Origin of the sequence: Streptomyces sp. NPDC047315, assembly GCF_040643215.1 — a bacterium.
Taxonomy (GTDB): Bacteria; Actinomycetota; Actinomycetes; order Streptomycetales; family Streptomycetaceae; genus Streptomyces.
Genome location: NZ_JBEYTZ010000006.1, coordinates 261,557 through 278,306 on the forward strand (window position 1 = coordinate 261,557; position 16,750 = coordinate 278,306).

20 protein-coding genes are annotated in these 16,750 nt (G+C 69.7%); 10 read left to right on the top strand and 10 right to left on the bottom strand.

What is annotated here, in order from left to right:
* Positions 1-2: 2 nt before the first annotated feature.
* The 5 genes from ABZ842_RS09110 to ABZ842_RS09130 all read right to left on the bottom strand — a co-directional run bounded on the left by ABZ842_RS09110 (position 3) and on the right by ABZ842_RS09130 (position 4,538).
* Positions 3-1,538, bottom strand: a complete 1,536-nt coding sequence (locus ABZ842_RS09110) for a long-chain-fatty-acid--CoA ligase (RefSeq protein ID WP_361534160.1) — start codon at positions 1,536-1,538, stop codon at positions 3-5.
* Positions 1,539-1,649: 111 nt separating this feature from the next.
* Complete coding sequence (locus tag ABZ842_RS09115; RefSeq protein WP_361534163.1) at positions 1,650-2,453, bottom strand: 3-oxoacyl-ACP reductase family protein; 804 nt, start codon at positions 2,451-2,453, stop codon at positions 1,650-1,652.
* Between the two features lie 38 nt (positions 2,454-2,491).
* Positions 2,492-2,887: a MaoC/PaaZ C-terminal domain-containing protein gene (locus ABZ842_RS09120; protein ID WP_361534166.1), complete on the bottom strand. Its 396-nt coding sequence runs from the start codon at positions 2,885-2,887 to the stop codon at positions 2,492-2,494.
* Positions 2,884-3,348 (bottom strand): MaoC family dehydratase N-terminal domain-containing protein, encoded by a 465-nt coding sequence (locus ABZ842_RS09125; protein ID WP_361534169.1) that lies wholly within the window; start codon positions 3,346-3,348, stop codon positions 2,884-2,886. The genes ABZ842_RS09120 and ABZ842_RS09125 overlap by 4 nt, the downstream gene beginning before the upstream one ends.
* Positions 3,349-3,350: 2 nt before the next feature.
* The gene (locus ABZ842_RS09130; RefSeq protein WP_361534172.1) at positions 3,351-4,538 is read right to left on the bottom strand and encodes a lipid-transfer protein; all 1,188 of its coding nucleotides are present in this window, start codon (positions 4,536-4,538) and stop codon (positions 3,351-3,353) included.
* 302 nt (positions 4,539-4,840) lie between these two features.
* Between ABZ842_RS09130 and ABZ842_RS09135 the strand changes: the two genes are divergently transcribed.
* The gene (locus tag ABZ842_RS09135) at positions 4,841-5,128 is read left to right on the top strand and encodes a hypothetical protein (protein ID WP_361534175.1); all 288 of its coding nucleotides are present in this window, start codon (positions 4,841-4,843) and stop codon (positions 5,126-5,128) included.
* Positions 5,125-5,634, top strand: a complete 510-nt coding sequence (locus ABZ842_RS09140; protein WP_361534178.1) for a hypothetical protein — start codon at positions 5,125-5,127, stop codon at positions 5,632-5,634. Before ABZ842_RS09135 ends, ABZ842_RS09140 begins: the two co-directional genes overlap by 4 nt.
* Before the next feature lie 56 nt (positions 5,635-5,690).
* Here ABZ842_RS09140 and ABZ842_RS09145 read toward each other — a convergent pair whose 3' ends face one another.
* Positions 5,691-6,902: a helix-turn-helix domain-containing protein gene (locus ABZ842_RS09145; RefSeq protein ID WP_361534181.1), complete on the bottom strand. Its 1,212-nt coding sequence runs from the start codon at positions 6,900-6,902 to the stop codon at positions 5,691-5,693.
* A gap of 160 nt (positions 6,903-7,062) precedes the next feature.
* On the opposite strand from ABZ842_RS09145, the gene ABZ842_RS09150 reads away from it, so the two are divergent.
* Positions 7,063-8,427, top strand: coding sequence for an alkyl sulfatase dimerization domain-containing protein (locus tag ABZ842_RS09150; protein ID WP_361534184.1), 1,365 nt, complete (start codon positions 7,063-7,065; stop codon positions 8,425-8,427).
* A gap of 120 nt (positions 8,428-8,547) precedes the next feature.
* Here the strand turns inward: ABZ842_RS09150 and ABZ842_RS09155 are convergent, their stop codons facing one another.
* Positions 8,548-9,228 (bottom strand): hypothetical protein, encoded by a 681-nt coding sequence (locus ABZ842_RS09155; protein WP_361534187.1) that lies wholly within the window; start codon positions 9,226-9,228, stop codon positions 8,548-8,550.
* A 290-nt stretch (positions 9,229-9,518) separates the two neighbouring features.
* Here ABZ842_RS09155 and ABZ842_RS09160 point away from each other — a divergent pair, with 290 nt between their 5' ends.
* A complete protein-coding gene (locus ABZ842_RS09160; RefSeq protein WP_361534190.1) occupies positions 9,519-9,824 on the top strand; it encodes a hypothetical protein in 306 nt (101 codons plus the stop codon).
* Between the two features lie 90 nt (positions 9,825-9,914).
* On the opposite strand, the gene ABZ842_RS09165 is transcribed toward ABZ842_RS09160, so the two are convergent.
* The 3 genes from ABZ842_RS09165 to ABZ842_RS09175 form a co-directional block, all read right to left on the bottom strand.
* Complete coding sequence (locus ABZ842_RS09165) at positions 9,915-10,223, bottom strand: hypothetical protein (protein ID WP_361534193.1); 309 nt, start codon at positions 10,221-10,223, stop codon at positions 9,915-9,917.
* Between the two features lie 200 nt (positions 10,224-10,423).
* On the bottom strand, positions 10,424-10,744 hold the full coding sequence (locus ABZ842_RS09170) for a hypothetical protein (RefSeq protein ID WP_361534196.1): 321 nt from the start codon (positions 10,742-10,744) through the stop codon (positions 10,424-10,426).
* Between the two features lie 33 nt (positions 10,745-10,777).
* Positions 10,778-11,047 carry a hypothetical protein gene (locus ABZ842_RS09175; RefSeq protein WP_361534199.1) on the bottom strand — a complete coding sequence of 90 codons (270 nt, stop codon included), beginning with the start codon at positions 11,045-11,047 and terminating at the stop codon, positions 10,778-10,780.
* 387 nt (positions 11,048-11,434) lie between these two features.
* Here ABZ842_RS09175 and ABZ842_RS09180 point away from each other — a divergent pair, with 387 nt between their 5' ends.
* The 6 genes from ABZ842_RS09180 to ABZ842_RS09205 all read left to right on the top strand — a co-directional run bounded on the left by ABZ842_RS09180 (position 11,435) and on the right by ABZ842_RS09205 (position 16,524).
* Entirely contained in the window at positions 11,435-12,136 is a 702-nt protein-coding gene (locus ABZ842_RS09180) for a TetR/AcrR family transcriptional regulator (protein ID WP_361534202.1), read from the top strand.
* A 228-nt stretch (positions 12,137-12,364) separates the two neighbouring features.
* A complete protein-coding gene (locus tag ABZ842_RS09185; protein WP_361534205.1) occupies positions 12,365-13,216 on the top strand; it encodes an AraC family transcriptional regulator in 852 nt (283 codons plus the stop codon).
* 327 nt (positions 13,217-13,543) lie between these two features.
* On the top strand, positions 13,544-14,713 hold the full coding sequence (locus ABZ842_RS09190) for a TfuA-like protein (protein ID WP_361534208.1): 1,170 nt from the start codon (positions 13,544-13,546) through the stop codon (positions 14,711-14,713).
* Complete coding sequence (locus tag ABZ842_RS09195) at positions 14,710-15,873, top strand: YcaO-like family protein (RefSeq protein WP_361534211.1); 1,164 nt, start codon at positions 14,710-14,712, stop codon at positions 15,871-15,873. The genes ABZ842_RS09190 and ABZ842_RS09195 overlap by 4 nt, the downstream gene beginning before the upstream one ends.
* 40 nt (positions 15,874-15,913) lie before the next feature.
* A complete protein-coding gene (locus ABZ842_RS09200) occupies positions 15,914-16,192 on the top strand; it encodes a MoaD/ThiS family protein (RefSeq protein WP_361534214.1) in 279 nt (92 codons plus the stop codon).
* Between the two features lie 92 nt (positions 16,193-16,284).
* Positions 16,285-16,524, top strand: a complete 240-nt coding sequence (locus ABZ842_RS09205; RefSeq protein WP_361534217.1) for a hypothetical protein — start codon at positions 16,285-16,287, stop codon at positions 16,522-16,524.
* Positions 16,525-16,750: the final 226 nt, after the last annotated feature.

A 16,750-nucleotide genomic window follows, 5' to 3' on the forward strand; every position in this document is an offset into this window, starting at 1 on the left:
GGTCAGGGCGCGGCGGGGCGGGGCGCGTCGCGCAGGACGCGCTTGAGGATCTTTCCGGCCGCGGAGGTGGGCAGTGCGTCGGCGAACTCGACGGTGCGCGGCGCCTTGTAGCCGGCGATGAGGGTCTTGCAGTGGTCCCGGATCTCCTCGGCGGTGGCCGTGCGGCCAGGGCGCAGGACGAGGACGGCGTGGACGCGTTCGCCCCAGCGGTCGTCGGGGACGCCGATCACGGCGCACGAGGCGACGGCGGGATGGGTGGCGAGGGCGTTCTCGACCTCGGCGGAGTACACGTTCTCCCCGCCGGTGATGATCATGTCCTTGATGCGGTCCACGACGTAGAGGTAGCCGTCCTCGTCCAGTAGGCCCGCGTCCCCGGTGTGCATCCAGCCGTCGCGCAGCGCCCGGGCCGTCTCGTCCGGCTTCCCCCAGTAGCCGAGCATCACGTGGTCGCCGCGGGTGACGATCTCGCCGACCTGTCCGGTCGGCAGCCGGGAGCCGTCCGGACCGAGCACGGCGATCTCCACCGCGGGGGTGGCGCGCCCGGTCGAACGCAGCCGGGGGCCGCCCGCCGCGTGCTCCTCCCGGCCGAGCGTGCACAGCACCCCCGTCTCGGTCATGCCGTACCCCTGGGAGAAGCCGGCCCCGGGGAAGGTCTCCATCGCCCGGCGCAGGAGCGCGCCGGAGCTCGCCGCGCCGCCGTAGGTGATGCTGCGCAGACTGGAGACGTCGTGGTCGCCGAGGGCGGGGTGCTCGCAGAGCAGCTGCACCATGGTGGGAATCAGGATGCAGGTGGTGACGCGGTGCCGTTGTACGGCGTCGAGGAAGTCCGCGGGTCGGAAGAGGGGCAGGAAGACCACGGTTCCGCCCATGACGAGCTGCGCGTACCAACTGCACACGGCGGCGATGTGGAACAGCGGCGCGGTCACGAGGGTCGCGCCGCCCCGGTCGACGTTGCGCATGGCCAGCATGGAGCCGGCGAGCGAGCTGCGCAGGCCGCGGTGGCTGATCATCACGCCCTTGGGCAGCCCCGTCGTCCCGCCGGTGTAGAGGAGCAGGGCGAGTGCGTCCCCGCCGTGCCGCCCGTCGGGGACCGGGGTACTGGAGCGGATCAGGTCCTCGTAGCGCAGCGTCCCGCCGGGAGCGGGGCCGTCGCCGCAGTGGACGACGGTGCGCAGTCCGGCACAGCGCGTGCGGAGGTCCGGTACGAGGTCCGCGAAGGCGTCGTCGACCAGGAGCAGCTCGGTTCCGGAGTCGTTGAGGGCGTAGCCGATTTCGGCGGGTGACCAGCGGCTGTTGACGGGGTGTGCCGCGGCGCCGATCCACCAGATCGCGAAGATGGACTCGTGGACGCGGTCGGAGTTGAGCATGAGGATCCCGACGCGGTCCGCCACGGTGACGCCCAGGCCCTTCAGGGCCGAGGCGAGCCGGGCGACCCGGTCGGCGACCTGCCGGGCGGTCCTCGTCCGTTCGCCGTACGCGGTCATCGGTGCGTCGGGCGCGTGCTGGAGTGCTCTGTGCAGGGGTTGGGTGAGGTACACGACATCCTCCGGTGACGACCCGGCGGCGGCGACGGGCCATGGGGAGCACGGGGGCCTGTCCGGCCGCGGAACGGACGGCCGGACAGGGGGCCTGCGGTGCGGCGCAGGGGGTCAGCGCTGTCCGGCGTCGACGGTGAGGCACTGGCCGGAGACGTAGTTCGCCTCCTGGGTGCACAGCAGGTACACGGCGCCCGCGGCCTCCTTCGGGGTGCCGGGGCGGCCGAGGGGGATCGTGCGGGCGAGGGTCTCGGCGACCTGCGGGTTGAGTCCCACCTGGAGCTTGCGGCCCTCGATCTCGACGTACGCGTCGTCGGCGGCGGTGGCCTCCGTCATGCGGGTGAGGATCCATCCGTAGGCGACAGCGTTGACGTTGATGCGGTAGCGGCCCCACTCCTTGGCGAGCGTCTTCGTCAGGCCGATGATGCCGGCTTTGGCGGAGGAGTAGTTGGCCTGGCCGGGATTGCCGGCGAGGCCGGAGGTGGACGAGACGTTGACGACCTTGCGGTGGTGGTCGACGGGGTTGTTGCGGAAGTACGGCTGGGCAGCGCGCAGGATCCGGAAGGGGGCCTTGAGATGGACGTCGAGGATGGCGTCCCACTGCTCGTCGGACATCTTCTGGATGACGGTGTCCCAGGTGTAGCCGGCGTTGTTCACGATGACGTCGAGCCCGCCGAAGGACTCGACGGCGGTGTTGACGAACCGCTCCGCGAAGTCCGCGTCGACGACGGAGCCGACGCAGGTCACCGCACGGCCGCCGGCAGCCTCGATGTCCTTGGCCGTCTCCTCGGCGGGCTCGGCGTCGAGGTCGTTGACCACGACGGCGGCACCTTCGGACGCGAGCTTCAGGGCGATCTCCCGGCCGATGCCGCGGCCGGAGCCGGAGACGATGGCGACCTTGCCGTCCATGGTTCCCATGGTGTGACGTCCTTACGTGGTGGGGCGGTGCGTGATGGTCAGTCGGTGGCGACGACGGCGGAACCCTTCAGGGTCACCGTGCCGTCGGGCAGGCTCATCGTGAGGTCGAGGTGCGCGAGGCCGTCTTCGACCACGGTGACCACCCCGCGGCACACGGGCTCCGCGTTCACCGGGGTGATCGCGGCGAAGCGCACGCGGTAGGCCCGGACGCGGTCCTGCGGCACCCAGTCGGTCAGCAGCCGGCCCAGGTACGCCATGGAGAGCATGCCGTGCGTGAAGACGTCGGGGATGCCCACGGCCCGGCACGCGTCGATGTCGACGTGTGCGGGGTTGTGGTCGCCCGAAGCTCCGGCGTACAGGGCCAGCGTCGTCCGGCTGATCCTCGGTACGTCGAGGTGCACCGCGTCCCCGGGGGAGAGTCGAAGGGCGCTCATGCGGTCGTCTCCTCGTGGGTCCTGTTGCGGATGACGGCCGACGCGGTGAGCCGGGCGACGAGTTCGCCCCGGCGGGTCACCTCCGTGGTGCGCACGAGGAATTCGAGCGCGCCGCCCTTCTTCTCGTAGATGTCGGAGATGCGCGTGGAGTAGGTGAGCGTGTCGCCCGCGTACACCGGGGCGAGGTATTCGAAGCCCTGCTCGCCGTGGAGGACCGTCACGGGGTCGATGCCCAACTCCTCCAGGTATTCGAAGGGGTTCGGCACCTCCATGCCCAGGCAGAACAGGAACGTCGGGGGCGCCGGCAGGTCGCGGTGGCCGGCGGCCCTGGCGGCGTTCAGGTCGCGGTAGACGGGATCGGTCTGGCCGGTGGCCTTGGCGAAGAAGCGCAGCCGGCCGCGTTCGACGTCGACGACCAGTTCGGGCGAGGTGGTGCCGATGAGGGATCGGTCCAGGGGCATGTTCAGGAGACCCTTTCGTAGAGGGTGACGACGCCGACGCCGCCGAGCCCGAGGTTGTGCTGGAGGGCGAGCGTGACGTCGTCCACCTGCCGCGCCCCCGCTTCGCCCCGCAGCTGCCAGACCAGCTCGGTGCACTGGGCGAGTCCGGTGGCGCCCAGCGGGTGTCCCTTGGACATCAGCCCGCCCGAGGGCCCGACGACGACCCGGCCCCCGTAGGTGTGGTCGCCCTCGGCGACGAACTTCTCCGATCCGCCCTCTTCGCACAGCCCGAGCGCCTCGTAGGTGAGGACTTCGTTGACCGTGAAGCAGTCGTGCACTTCGACGACCTCGATGTCGTGCGGGTCGACCCCGGCGGCCTCGTAGACCTGCTGCGAAGCGGAACGGGTCAACCCGGCTCCCACCAGCTCGATCATGCTCTTCTTCTCGAAGGTCCCGGGCAGGTCGGAGGCCATCGCCTGCGCCTTGATCGCCACGTCGGCGCGCAGGCCGTGCCGTCGGGCGAACTCCTCGCTGCACACGACGGCCGCCGCCGCGCCGCAGGTGGGCGGGCACGCCTGGAGCCGGGTGACCGGGCCGAAGATGTGCGGGGAGTCCATGACTTCCTGCTCCGTGACCGGGTCGCGGAAGACGGCGTACGGATTGCGGGCGGCGTGCGTGCGGGACTTCACGGCGACCTTGGCGAACAGCCGGGGGTCCACGCCGTACTTCTCGACGTACTCGATGCCCGCGCCCCCGAACAGTTGGGCCGCTCGCGGCAGCGTCGCGTCGATGCCGTGCAGTTCGTCCAGCAGGTCGTTGAAGCGCCCGGTGGGGCTGGGCCGGTCGTTCCAGTGGGTGGTGAGCGCTCCGCGCTGCATCTGCTCGAAGCCGACCGCGAGCGCGCACTCCACGGCGCCGGACTCCACGGCCTGGCGGGCCAGCCACAGGGCGGAGGAACCGGTCGCGCAGTTGTTGTTCACGTTGACGACCGGGATGCCGGTCATGCCGACGCGGTAGAGCGCGGCCTGTCCGCTCGTGGAGTCGCCGTACACGTATCCGGCGTACGCCTGCTGGACCTGTTCGTAGGGGACCCCCGCGTCCTCGACGGCCGCGCGGATCGCGCGGGCCCCCATGACGTCGTAGTCGTCGCTGCTGCCCGGCTTGGCGAACGGGATCATCCCGACGCCCGCGACAAGGACTCGTCGACTCATCGCACCTCCCAAGAGATGATGTGAATTGGAATTTAGTTTTTGATCGAATTTCCCTGATGTCAAGGGGTCTGAAGCCGAGAGGTTCAGCGATCTGAGATTTGGATCGACTGGGCTTGCGCAGAGCGCCGGCCGTCTTGTGACCCGTCACACGCCCGCGTCCACGAACGTGTGAACCCGCCCCATGGCCCCTCGTGGCGCGAGGTCAGCACATTCCCCGAAACACGCGCCCCGGGCCGCCGGGAAGCCCTCCCCGGCGGCCGGACCGGTGTCGAGGAGGAAGCGATGACGTCGAGGAGGAACCGATGACGACGCAAAGCCCCAGGATCCCGTCCACGGCGCCGGCAACGCCCGAACGGGACGCAGTGCTGCGCCAGGGGTGGCGGGCGACCTGGCTGCTCCTGGGCTTCATGCTGGTCAACTTCGCCGACAAGGCCGTGCTCGGACTGGCCGCGACGCCGATCACGGAGGAAATGGACCTGCCCCGGAGCGAGTTCGGCGCGGCCTCCACAGGGCCCGCCGCCCCCGTGGCGTTCCACCACCTCTTCGGCTGGTTCGGGCCCGTGAGCGTCAGCTTCCGCTCGCGATCGTGAACGTGGGAGCCGTCGCCGGGGTGGTCGTCGCCGGCCCCGTCCTCTCCGTCGTCATCGACCGCTTCGGTTGGCGCGCCGCCTTCGGCACCGTCGGGGTGATCGGCCTGGTGTGGGCGGTGGTCTGGGCCCGACTCGGCAGGGAGGGGCCGGACTCCGGCCTCACCGAAGGTGCGGAGGTGCGGAGGTGCGGAGGCGCCGAGAAGGCCCATGATGACGGAACGGGCGACGGTCGCGGAACGGGCAACGGTCGCGCGGAGTTCGCGGTGGGACGGATCGCGCCCGCGGCCCGGCGGGGCGTCTCGCTCGGAGCCCTGTCCTTCGTCTTCTCCCTCGCCGGCGGGCTGGCCCCGTGGACGGTCGGCACGGTGGTCGACGCGGCGGCGACCCCTGCCGCCGGCTACCGCGACGGATACCTGCTCTCGGCCGGGCTGCTGGTCGTCGCTGCAGTGGTGAGCCTGGTGTGGTTGCGGCCCGAGCGGGACGCCGTACGACTCGCGCGGCACTGACGCGTACGCGCCCGGCCCGGCACCCCACGCGCACCGGGGGCCTACGGCGCGCTGCGTCAGGACGGCGCGCTGGGCGGCGGCTCGCTCCGCAGGTCGCGGGCGACGAGCGCGGCGAGCAGCCGGGCGAAGCCGCGGGGTGTCGAGGCGTCGACGCCGGTGAGGGCCCGGACCCTGGCGATGCGGTTGTCGACGGTGTTGGGGTGCAGGGCGAGGCGTTCCGCGGTGGCGCGACGGTCCTGGCCCTCGTCGAGATAGGCCCGCAGCGTCTCCATCAGCTGGGGGTGGCCGCCCACCGGATCCAGCACCCCCGCGAGGGCCCGTCCGCTCTCCCCGGGCCGGGAGAGGTGGTACTCCAACAGGACGTCGTCCAGGGCGTACGCGCCCGGGGGACGGTCGAGCGAGCGGACCACCCGCAGCACCTCGACGGCGGTCCGTGCCGCCGTGGCGATCCCTTCGGACCCGGCGGCCTCCGCCCACGCCAGGTGGGTCGGTTCACCGAGGCCGCGGTCCAGGCGCGCGGCCAGCTCCCGCGGCGATCCGTCGTCGCCGTCCGGCCCGTGGGGCAGGACGACGTACCCCTGGCCCCCTCGTGGATCCTCGAAGTGGATCAGCGGTCGAGTCCCCGTCAGCCGCTCCACGTCGGTGCGCAGCCGACGCAGCCGCCGTTGCGCCGCGACCGCGGAGCCCAGCCGACCGAGGTGCAGGGCGATCACCAGGCCCCCGTCGGTCACGCCCAGTTCGCAGCGGCGCTCGGTGGGGAGGGTGCCGGCCAGCAGCGCCCGGGCGAGGGCCCTCAGCTCCTCCTGTCGCTCGGACTCCAGTGCGGCGCGGGTGGCCGCGTACGTGTCGGCGACCTCGCCCAGCACCCGCGCCTGGGCCGCGAGCAGTTGGTCGGCCAGCCGCAGCAGCGCGGTCGACTCGTCCGGCAGGGCGCACTCCTGAAGGGCGGACCAGAGCGCCCGGCTGCACACGAGGTGCCCCTGGAGCACGGCGGAGAGGGCGATCCCCTCCTCGGCGTGCACGGCGGCCCGTTCGCGGAAGTGGTCGATGCCGCGGGCACCCGGTGCGTCGTCGCCGCGGGCGAGACGGAGGAAGAGCCGCAGGCCGTGCCGGACCGAAGCGGCCAACTCGGTGTCCCTGGCGTCACCGGGAAGTTCACGCAGACCGGGCACCGCCGCCAGTTCCGCGACGGTGATCCGGCGGGTGATCTCGTTCACCCTGCGCTCGCAGCGCTCGGTGATCGCCCGTATCGCGTCGCTGTCGCCCATGCCGTCTCCAACACGTACCGGTTTCTGTGATGCGTCACAGTCTCGCCCCCGAACTCCTGTGGGGCAAGGCACTGGCACCGAACCCGCCCGGTCACGAGACTTCCGAGGCTAATAGGCCAAAGCGCAAGCCGCTGGAGACGTTCCCTTGACGGAGGGCCCTGTGACGCAGCACAGCACAACGGAGTATCTGGAGTACGTGGACCGCGTCTGGCACGGCCGGGCGCCGCTGGTCGACCACCTCTCGGGGCGCTGGCGCGACCTCGGGTTGGTCCCGGTGGGCGAACGCACGGGCCTGTTCACCGGGTTCGCCAACGTCGCCGTCTTCGACACCGGCGACGGTCTCGTCATGGTGGACTCGGGCGAGTGGCGCAGCGCCGACGAACTGCACGCCGCGGTGCGGAACTGGTCGTCCGCGGCGCTGACGTCCGTCGTCTTCACCCACGGCCATCTCGACCACGTCTTCGGCGTGCACCCCTTCGACGCCGAGGCCGACGAGCGCGGTGCGCCGCGGCCGGAGGTGTTCGCGCACGAGGCCGTCGTCGAGCGGTTCGAGCGCTACGCCCGGACCGCCGGGTACAACGGCGCGATCAACCGCCGCCAGTTCCGCCAGCCCCGGCTCACCTGGCCCACCGACTACCGCGCGCCGGACACCACGTACCGCGAGGGCCTCACCCTGCGCCGGGGGGACCTCACCTTCGAACTGGTCCACGCGCGCGGGGAGACCGACGACGCCACCTACGTGTGGATACCCGAACTGCGCACCCTGTGCACGGGCGACCTGTTCATCTGGAGCTCCCCCAACGCCGGCAACCCGCAGAAGGTCCAGCGCTACGCCGAGGACTGGGCCCGCGCCCTGCGGCAGATGGCGCTGCTGGGGGCGGAGACCCTGCTGCCCGGCCACGGCGTGCCCATCCTCGGCGCCGACCGCGTCCGTGAGGCGCTGGAGAACACGGCGGCGTACCTGGAGTCCCTCGTCACCCAGACCCTGGAGCTCATGAACACCGGGGCCACCCTCGACGAGGTCCTGCACGCGGTCGCGCCGCCGCACGGACTGCGGGACCTGCCGTACCTCCAGCCCTCGTACGACGAGCCCGAGTTCGTCGTACGCAACCTGTGGCGGCTGTACGGGGGTTGGTACGACCAGAACCCGGCCCACCTCAAGCCCGCACCGGAGTCCGCACTCGCCGCGGAGGTGGCGGCCCTGGCCGGCGGCGCCGGAGCGCTGGCCGCCCGGGCGCGGGAACTGCTCGCCGAGGGTGCCGACCGGCTCGCCGGACACCTCGTCGAATGGGCTGCCCGGGCCGAACCCGAAGACGTGACGGTCGCCGCGATCCGCGCCGAGGTCTACGAGCAGCGCGCCCGGAGGGCCACCTCCGCCATGGCGAAGGGCGTGTTCGCCTGGGCCGCTTCCGAATCCCGGGCGCACGCCTCGGGACGGGGGCTGCTGGAGGAGCGGGCCGACTGGCCGCAGGACGAGCGGGACAGCCTGGGCGCCCGGATCGCGGCTCCCGCCCGGGACCGGTAGGCGGCGCGGCGACACTCCTGATCTGTCGCCCCATCGACTGGAGCGAACTGGGGCTCCGGACCGCGCCCGGAGCCCCAGTTCGTTGGCGAATCATCCGACGTCGCAGCGGGCTCGTCGGGTCTACTTGCTGCCCTTGACCTTCGGCGCGTTCTTGCCGGAGTCCCACGTCCACTGGGCGGCGGAGAACTCCGTTCGCGTTCGATAGGTGTCCGCGACCTTCCCGAGCTTCGTGAAGGCCGTTTGGGCGTACCCCGTCTTGCTCGGGTTGCCGAGGTAGGCGGTGATTTCACCATAGGCGTCGTACAGCAAGTTGTACTGATCCTTCTGGGGAAGGATCAACTGAGCGGGCGTGTCGAAACCGTTCTTGGGGTCGTCCGCCCGGTTCCGCGGCCCTCTGAAGAGGTTTCCGGGCAGCCAGATGTACACCTGGATGAAGCTGTCCCAGCCGTCCGGAGTGCCGCTTCCCGGATGAGTGATCTTCCCGTCCCGGAGATCCTTGGCGACGGTCTTCGCTTGCTCGATGTCGACCGCGGTGAGGTTCGTCCCGTAATCCCCGATCCTGCGGATGATCGCGTCAAGAACCGGCTTGGCGATTCTGGCGTCGTTGTTCTTCAGAATCATCGTGTTCCACAGGGATGCCAAACCAGCTGCAAGGTTCGCACCGCCATCGTGCCGGAAATCCCCCTTGGGGAGGATGTGGTGCCATGCCGAACCCACCACGTGGCCTCCGATGGTCACGTCGTCGACATTGGCGTAGGGCGCCCCGGGGTCCTGGGTGATGAAGAGCTTGTAACCTGGCATGAGTTCCGGATCTCTCGTCGTCTGCTGCGAGTTGCCGTTCTCCGCACACCAATCCGAATGCGGCTGGTGCGCGTGATTCACCTTTTCACCGCCGGAGGTTGTGCCGCCAGCCTCCGACCGGGTGGACCGTCCGTTTCGCCGATCGGCGAATGACTGTGGTGGTGTGATGTGGCGCGGTGTTGGAGTGACTTGGGCTGGTCGGGCACGTGGCCGAGGTGATCGTGCTGGTGCACTGGCAGGGACGAGGCCGGGGCAATGGACCCGGCGCGAATCGGAAAGGGCTGACTGCCGTGAGAAGAAGGACCACATTGCTCGGCGCGACGATCGCCGGGCTGACCCTGGCGCTGCTGGCACCGTTGGGAGCCGGCGCCGCCGAGGGCTACTTCTACTACACCAGCAACGGGGCGCTGAAGTTCATCAAGGACCCGCACGACGACGAGTGCCTCAAGCGCGAGGGGAACGGGCACGCTTCGAACGAGACCAACAAGACGGTGTTCCTCTACGACAACGCGCAGTGTCTGGGCACGCCCATCGACTCGATGCGCCCGGGCGACGTGGAGAGCATCAGCTTCGCCGGCTTGAAGTTCCTCCGCTGACGCCGCGACGGTTGTGACCGCGGTCGGCATCCGGGGGATGTCCGAGCGGTCCCGAGTTGCCGCCCCGCTCGACGCGGGGCGGCAACGAGGTCAACGCAGGAAGTACACAGCCTGGAACTGCACCTGCTCGGAGTCGCCGGGGTGCATCGTCTCGATCGGCGTTCCGTGGCATTGGGTGTTGTCGTAGAGGTACGCCGTCTTGTTGGTGGCGTTCTCGGTGTGTCCGTCGGCGTCCCGCTTGTAGCACTCCTCGACGTGCGGGTCCTTGATGTACTGCACCTTGTTCTTGGTCGTGTAGTAGAAGTAGCCCTCGGCACTGGCACTGGCGCCGGTCGGCGTCAGCAGCACCAGCGCAAGGGCAGCGGTCGCCGCTGACAGCAGCGTGGACTTTCGCCTCATGGTGGCGAATCCCTTCGATGTGGGCCCAGGTCCGTTGCCCGGGCGGTGACCATGCCAGTGCACCAGCACGATCACCTCGCCCACGTGCCCGACCAGTCCAAGTCACCCCAACACCGCGCCACATCACACCACCACACCAACCGACGGCGCCCGCGGCGCGCGTTGGTTGACGGACGAAGGCCCGGGATCACCGAGGGAATTCAGCGAGGCAATTCACCGGGGCGGAACCGGAACGCCGTGAAGGTAACCGTCTCCTCGTCTCCCGCTTGCAGGGTGTCCAGCGGGCTTCCGAGGCACTGCGAATTTCCGTACACGTCCACGGGGGTGTCGGTGAGGTTCTTCGTCAAACCCATCCCCTCCCTCTTGTAGCAGTGCAGGTCTTCCGGATCCTTCACGAACGTCCGCTGGTTGTTCGGAGTCGTGTAGTAGAAGTAGCCTTCGGCGGCGCTGCCGCCCATCGGCGCCAACAGCACCAGCGCAAGACCAGCGGTCACCGCCGCCAGCATGGACTTTCGCCTCACGACGTGATTCCTTTCGATTCCGGACCGGCCCCGCTAGATGAACCGCACCCAATGAAATTTCGCATGCCCCCGCACCCCGCCCGATTCGATTTCACCGACGAGCAGCCCCGAGCACGAATAGCCATCGAACAATTGGGCAGTCTTGTCCGTGCCGTTTTGCGCATGACCGGAGGCATTGGCCGCGTAGCACTTGGCGTCCAACGGATACTCCAGCGAGACCAGCCGCCCCGTCGCCGCATCGGTGTAGGTGAACACGCCCTGCGCCGACGTCGCCTCGCTCATTCCCACCCAGGTGATCAGCAAAGCAGCAATCGCACACGCCAGGGCTCGCGCCGACCCCCTCTGTGAATCCACCAAGAAACGCATCGCAATACCCGACCGATCTACCCCACCAAGGGCCTCACCGAGATCTCCCGAACGGCATCAGGATGAAGCCCGCCCGCACGACGGAAAACCGCCGAACGAGCGAAACCCATCATGAGCGGGGCATTTCTCAGTCGACCGGCTATACCGCTTCAAGTAATTCCCACCCATGCGCTCTACCTACAAATAGCACCAAACTCGACAAACCCATACGTTTCACTCGCTTCCCGTCGTGCGCATGACCGCGGCCGGCGGCGCCGGCCGCGGCCGTATCGGCGATACAGATTCTTGTTGTCATTGAATGCAGGGGGCGCTATCGTCGACTGCGTGGATACGAGATCGGCGATAATCGAGGCTGCGGCGACCTTGCTGGCAGGGTCGCCGAGCGGAGACGTGTCCACCCGCGCCGTGTGCGAGGCGGCCGGCGTGCAACAACCCGTGCTGTATCGGTTCTTCAATGACAAGGACGATCTGCTCTCGGCGACGATCGACCACATCTGGGACCAGTACCTGGCGGTCAAGCGGGCCGCCAAGAAGTCCGAGGACCCACTGGCCGACCTGCGGGCGGGGTGGGACAGCCACACCGCGTTCGCGCTGGCCAACCCCAACGCCTACAAGCTGATGTTCTCGCCGACGCTGCGCTCCGTGCCCGAGGCGACGGCGGAGGCCATGCGCCTGCTGCGTCAAGTCCTCGACCGGCTGGCCGTGCAGGGACGCCTCCGGGTGCCTCCCGAGGAGGCCGCCCGCATGGTCATGGCCGCGAACACCGGCGTCGCGCTCGCCCTGATCTCCCGTCCCTCGCAGTACCCGGACGGGCACCTGTCGGTCCTGGTCCGCGACGCGATCCACCGGGCCATCCTGATCGAACCGTCCACCGACGCCTCGCCGGCGGACGACGCGCGGAAGGCGGCGGCGACCACGCTGGCGTCCTCCCTGCACGAGTTCACCCCACAGCCCTTCACGTCGGCCGAGTCGGCCCTGCTCGGACAGTGGCTGGCGCAGATCGCAGACACCCGACCGGCCGGCTGACGCAAGCACTCACGGGACCGGGGCCATCGGCACCGCACGACGCGGTGCCCGGGCCCGAGCCCGACGCGTTCCTTCACGGTGCCGCGAAGCGGTCGCCGAGGCTCCGGGCCGCGCCCGCGGCGCACTCACACCAGGACCAGCACCAGTACCAGTACCGGCACTGGTCCCGGTGACGCCGGCTGCCCGCCTCCCGCGCACCGCCCACACCTTCACGCAAGGGAGACCCACATGGCTGCTCAACTGCACGACTTCCGCTGGCAGGAGCTGGTGCTGGAGAAGGAAGCCACGGGGATCGACGGCGACGCCTGGGCGTACCGGATACCGGACGAACGGTTCGGGATCATCACGCCGTTACAGGGGTCGTGCCTGATACAGGGCCGGGACGGTCACGGCCGACGGAGCGCCACGCTCATGCCCGGCGAGATCTGTCGGATCGCGCCCAACAACCACGTGCGGCTGGGTCGAACGCCGCCGAGACGGTTGCCGTTCACCGTGGTCTGCATCCAGCTCCCCCTGCCCATCCTCCAGCACACCCTCGACGCGCACCCGACGGCCCCCGTCCGGGACGTCGCGGAGCTGCACACGCTGCGCGCCTTCGACCCGCACATCGCATCCATGGCACCGGTGCTGCTGAACGCCTGGCGGACGGGTGCGGGGCAGCCCTACGCCGTTGCCGCCGCGCACTACCTGGCCCAGTACCTGCTCCATCCGTTCCGGGCCGCGTCCCCGGGCGCGGGCGGTCTCAGTGCGGAACAGCTGTTCACCGTACGGACCTACATGGAGCGGAGGTTGTCGGAGAACATCACGCTGAACGAGTTGGCCGGCCAGGCGCATCTCAGCCGTTACCACTTCCTGCGGCGCTTCTCCGTCGCCACGGGGAAGACGCCCATGCAGTACCTGACCGGACTGCGGATGGACGCCGCCCGCCACCTGCTGGCCGCGGGCCGGGACCCGATCAACCAGGTGGGCAGGGTCTGCGGCTTCCCGAACCCGGCGAACTTCGCCCGGGCGTTCAGGAAGCACGTCGGCTGCTCGCCGTCGGAGTACCGGCAGCGAGGGCGGTACCCGTCCGTGCCATGACCACGGGCACCTGAAATCGGATCACGACCACGTACGAAACGGCGCAGGAGTTCCAAGGCGCGCTCGGTGACCCGCAACTTCCGTCACGGACCCCGCAATCCTGATCAGCAGAAGATTCCGCATCTCTTCTAGAGTTCCTTCTCAAGGATGTTCTTCCGCGTCTCGGTATCAGAGGGATGGCCCATGACCAAGGGAAGGATCCATGTCCATGTCGGCCCGACGTGCCCGGCGGACGAAATACTCCGACGGTTCCCGGAAGTCGTACTGCATCCACCGGTTTCCCACGGGGACTTCTTCTCCGCTGACTTCGCTCCCGGGGACGTGGCGGTGGTCGTCGACGGTTTCTACCACCAGAGGTTGGGCCCGCGTCACAAGGAATACCTGTACGCACTGGACCGAGGCGTGACCGTCATCGGCGCGGCGAGCATCGGCGCCCTGCGGGCGTTGGAGCTGAGCGCCTTCGGAATGCGGGGCGTCGGCGCCGTGTACGAGCTCTACCGCGCCGGGGTGTTCGACGGCGACGACGCGGTGGCGGTGGCGCACGAGGGCGAACCGCCGTACACGAGCCTGAGCGTTCCCCTGGTCAACCTGCACGCCGCGGCGCGGGCCGCGTGCTCCGCTGGCCTGCTGCGCGAGGAGGAGGTCGACGGCGTCGTCGCGGCGCTCCGCCGCGAGTACTACCCCTCACGGACGCCGGAACGCGTCCTGCGCATCCTGCGTCAGATCGGCCGGCCCGAATTGGCGCGGTGGTACGGGCGACAGGTGGCCGCCGATCCGTACGTCTTCGACCTGAAGCGCAAGGACTGCCTCTCCGCCGTCGCCGCGGCACGCCGCTTCGTCGCCTCCGGTGTCGTCGCACGGGTGACGGGGACGGAGGGCACCGAGTGGAAGACGGTGTTCCTTCGCCGGTGGAGCAACCATTTCGTGGGAATGGCCGGGGACCCTCCGCTGGGCCGCCGTCTCGCGTACCAGCAGATCTTCAACCCTCGTTATGCGCGCACCTGGGAACGGTATGTGGAGGAGACCCACCGGCGACACCAGCGGGAATCTCCCGGGGAACACGAGGGCGATCTGGCGGACTCCTATTCCAGGAAGATCGGCGTGGCACGGTTCCCGGAGTCGAGCACAAGGGGGAAAGGGAGCTGGCTGTTCGACTTCATCTGCCCGATACCCGATCTGAGCGATCCCTACGAGGTGGAACTCCTGCTGGACGCCGAGGAACCGTCGGACGTCGAGGCCGTTGTTCTCCATCTCCAGCAGGCGGAGGAATTCGCCCGCCTGAACGCCGACCCCCTGCGTCAGGAATCGTCGAACGTGCTCTCCGACGGCGCCAGCAGGCTCCTGCTGTGCCAGCTGTGGCGGATCTCGTCCGACGAGCTGTCCCGCGAGTGCCGCAGCCGTGGGATCCCCACCGTGAAGGCGGCGGTCAGGATCCTCCAACCGTTCGTCGTCGGGGCCGTCAAAGGGCAGAAGCACCGACGGGCGGAGACGGCATGACGAAGAAGGTCGTGCTGAAGGGAACGCACCGCGCCGCTTCGGCGGAAGCGACGTGGTCGCGCATCGCACCGCACCTCGGGGACTTCGGCATCACCCGGGTCGCCGACGTGACCCATCTGGACCACATCGGCATCCCCGTGATGATGGCGGTCCGCCCGCTGTCCCAGACGTACGGCACCTCCCAGGGCAAGGGGGCCACCCCGCTCCTGGCCCGGATATCCGCGGCGATGGAGTCGATCGAGATGTGGCACGCGGAGCGCTTCGCCCCGCCCCGGTTCGAAGCGACCGCCCACGACCTCGAACTCCCCTATCCGATGCGGGCGCTGAACGTCCGGCCGCTGAGCCAGCCGCTCGAACACGTGCGGCTCGGCTGGACGCAGGGCCGCACGCTGACCGACGGCACCCCGGTGCCGCTGCCGGTCCAGTTGCTGCACCTGTCGTCCCTGGTCCCGGACGAGTGGGAGCCCCGGGTGTTCCGGACCACCTCCAACGGCCTCGCGTCGGGCAACTCGTCGTCGGAGGCGTGCCTGCACGGCATCTACGAGGTGATCGAGCGCCACGCGCTGGCCGGACTCGACTCCTTCGGCCCGGACGCCCGCGTACCGGTCGACCTCTCCACCGTCCACGACGAGCACCTGGTGTCCCTGCTCGACCGGCTGGCCCACGCGGACGTGCAGTGCGAGGTGGCGATGGTCCGCAACGACCTGTCGGTTCCCGTGTTCGTGGCGTTCGTCTGGTCCCCGCTCTACCCGCTCGTCGCGGCGGGCTCCGGCGCCCACCTGGACGTCGCCGTGGCCATGAGCCGGGCGATCACCGAGGCGGTCCAGACGCGGCTCACCAGGATCGCCACCACCCGTGACAACCTGCCGTCCGACTTCCGGCCGCCCCATGTGTCCGACCCCCTGTTGTCCGCGGTCGCGGGGCGGCCCCTGGCCGAGGCGACCGAGGGGTACGGCGCCGCCCACGACGACCTCGACGCGGAGCTGCGGGACGTCGCCGCCCGGGTCGAACGGCACACCGGGATGCCACCGGTCGTCGCCGACCTGTCGACCCGGCCCGAGCTCATGTCGGTGGCCAGGGTGGTCTGCCCCGGCCTCGACTACCCCGGCAGGGGCGGCAACAGCATTCCGCGGGCCGTGCCCCTCAAGACCCCCGCCTGACTCCCGTCCCGTCCGTTCCCTAGCCGTCCGAGGTGATCCCGTGGGTGACGTCCACATCGCTCTCCCGTCGTCTTTGGCGCAGTTCACCGGAGGCGTCCTGCGCTTCTCCGTGCAAGGGGGCACGGTGCGTCAGGTGCTGGAGAACATGCACGACGCGTTTCCGCTCCTCGTCGGGCGCATCGTCAACGACCGCTTCCAACCCCTCCCCTTCGTCCGTGTCTACGTCGGCGAGGACGACGTACGCAGCCTGGGTCCGGTGGACCCCGTCGTCGCGCCCGGTACCACGGTGTCGATCCTGGCCGCCGTCGCCGGCGGCTGAAGCCTCCGCCGAAGGGAGCTGCCTCACGAGCACACGAACGCACCGCGCAGCCAGGAACACGACGCACAGAAGACGCACAGAAAGGGACGTGAATGGAAACCGCACCGCGTGTCATGGCCAGCCATCTGCTGAGCGAAGTGGAGCCCATCAAGGGCACCACGGACGTCCTCGCGGACCTGGACGCCCAGCAGCAGCTCGACCGGCTCGTCGAGTACCTGATGGACCCCGAGCCGACCGCGCCCTTCGCGTTGAGCGGCGGCATGGCCAACCACACCAGTACCAACACCGTTCCCGACGCGGACAGCGACAACGAGTGGCAGAACGACGACTGACGCATCCGTGCGGAACGCAGCGTGACGCGGTCCCGTGGCCCCGGTGATCGAGCCGGTCGCGTAGGTCTCGGGACCCGGTGAATCGGGGCGGGTCTCCTTCGGTATTCCGGGTGCGCCGGCAGGACGTCGACGTGACGGGCCGTTCTCCGGACCGCGGGGAACGCGGTGCCCCGCCCCGGTTCGACCGCTCGACGGTGAGAGTCCTTCGACAGAACAGGGTGAGGGT

Bases quoted from the DNA above. Each gene is read 5' to 3' on its own strand.
- ABZ842_RS09130 (WP_361534172.1), bottom strand. From the start codon at position 4,538: ATGAGTCGACGAGTCCTTGTCGCGGGCGTCGGGATGATCCCGTTCGCC.
- ABZ842_RS09120 (WP_361534166.1), bottom strand. From the start codon at position 2,887: ATGAGCGCCCTTCGACTCTCCCCCGGGGACGCGGTGCACCTCGACGTA.
- ABZ842_RS09165 (WP_361534193.1), bottom strand. From the start codon at position 10,223: ATGAGGCGAAAGTCCACGCTGCTGTCAGCGGCGACCGCTGCCCTTGCG.
- ABZ842_RS09125 (WP_361534169.1), bottom strand. From the start codon at position 3,348: ATGCCCCTGGACCGATCCCTCATCGGCACCACCTCGCCCGAACTGGTC.
- ABZ842_RS09185 (WP_361534205.1), top strand. From the start codon at position 12,365: ATGGCTGCTCAACTGCACGACTTCCGCTGGCAGGAGCTGGTGCTGGAG.
- ABZ842_RS09115 (WP_361534163.1), bottom strand. From the start codon at position 2,453: ATGGGAACCATGGACGGCAAGGTCGCCATCGTCTCCGGCTCCGGCCGC.
- ABZ842_RS09145 (WP_361534181.1), bottom strand. From the start codon at position 6,902: ATGGGCGACAGCGACGCGATACGGGCGATCACCGAGCGCTGCGAGCGC.
- ABZ842_RS09155 (WP_361534187.1), bottom strand. From the start codon at position 9,228: ATGCCAGGTTACAAGCTCTTCATCACCCAGGACCCCGGGGCGCCCTAC.
- ABZ842_RS09205 (WP_361534217.1), top strand. From the start codon at position 16,285: ATGGAAACCGCACCGCGTGTCATGGCCAGCCATCTGCTGAGCGAAGTG.
- ABZ842_RS09195 (WP_361534211.1), top strand. From the start codon at position 14,710: ATGACGAAGAAGGTCGTGCTGAAGGGAACGCACCGCGCCGCTTCGGCG.
- ABZ842_RS09135 (WP_361534175.1), top strand. From the start codon at position 4,841: ATGACGACGCAAAGCCCCAGGATCCCGTCCACGGCGCCGGCAACGCCC.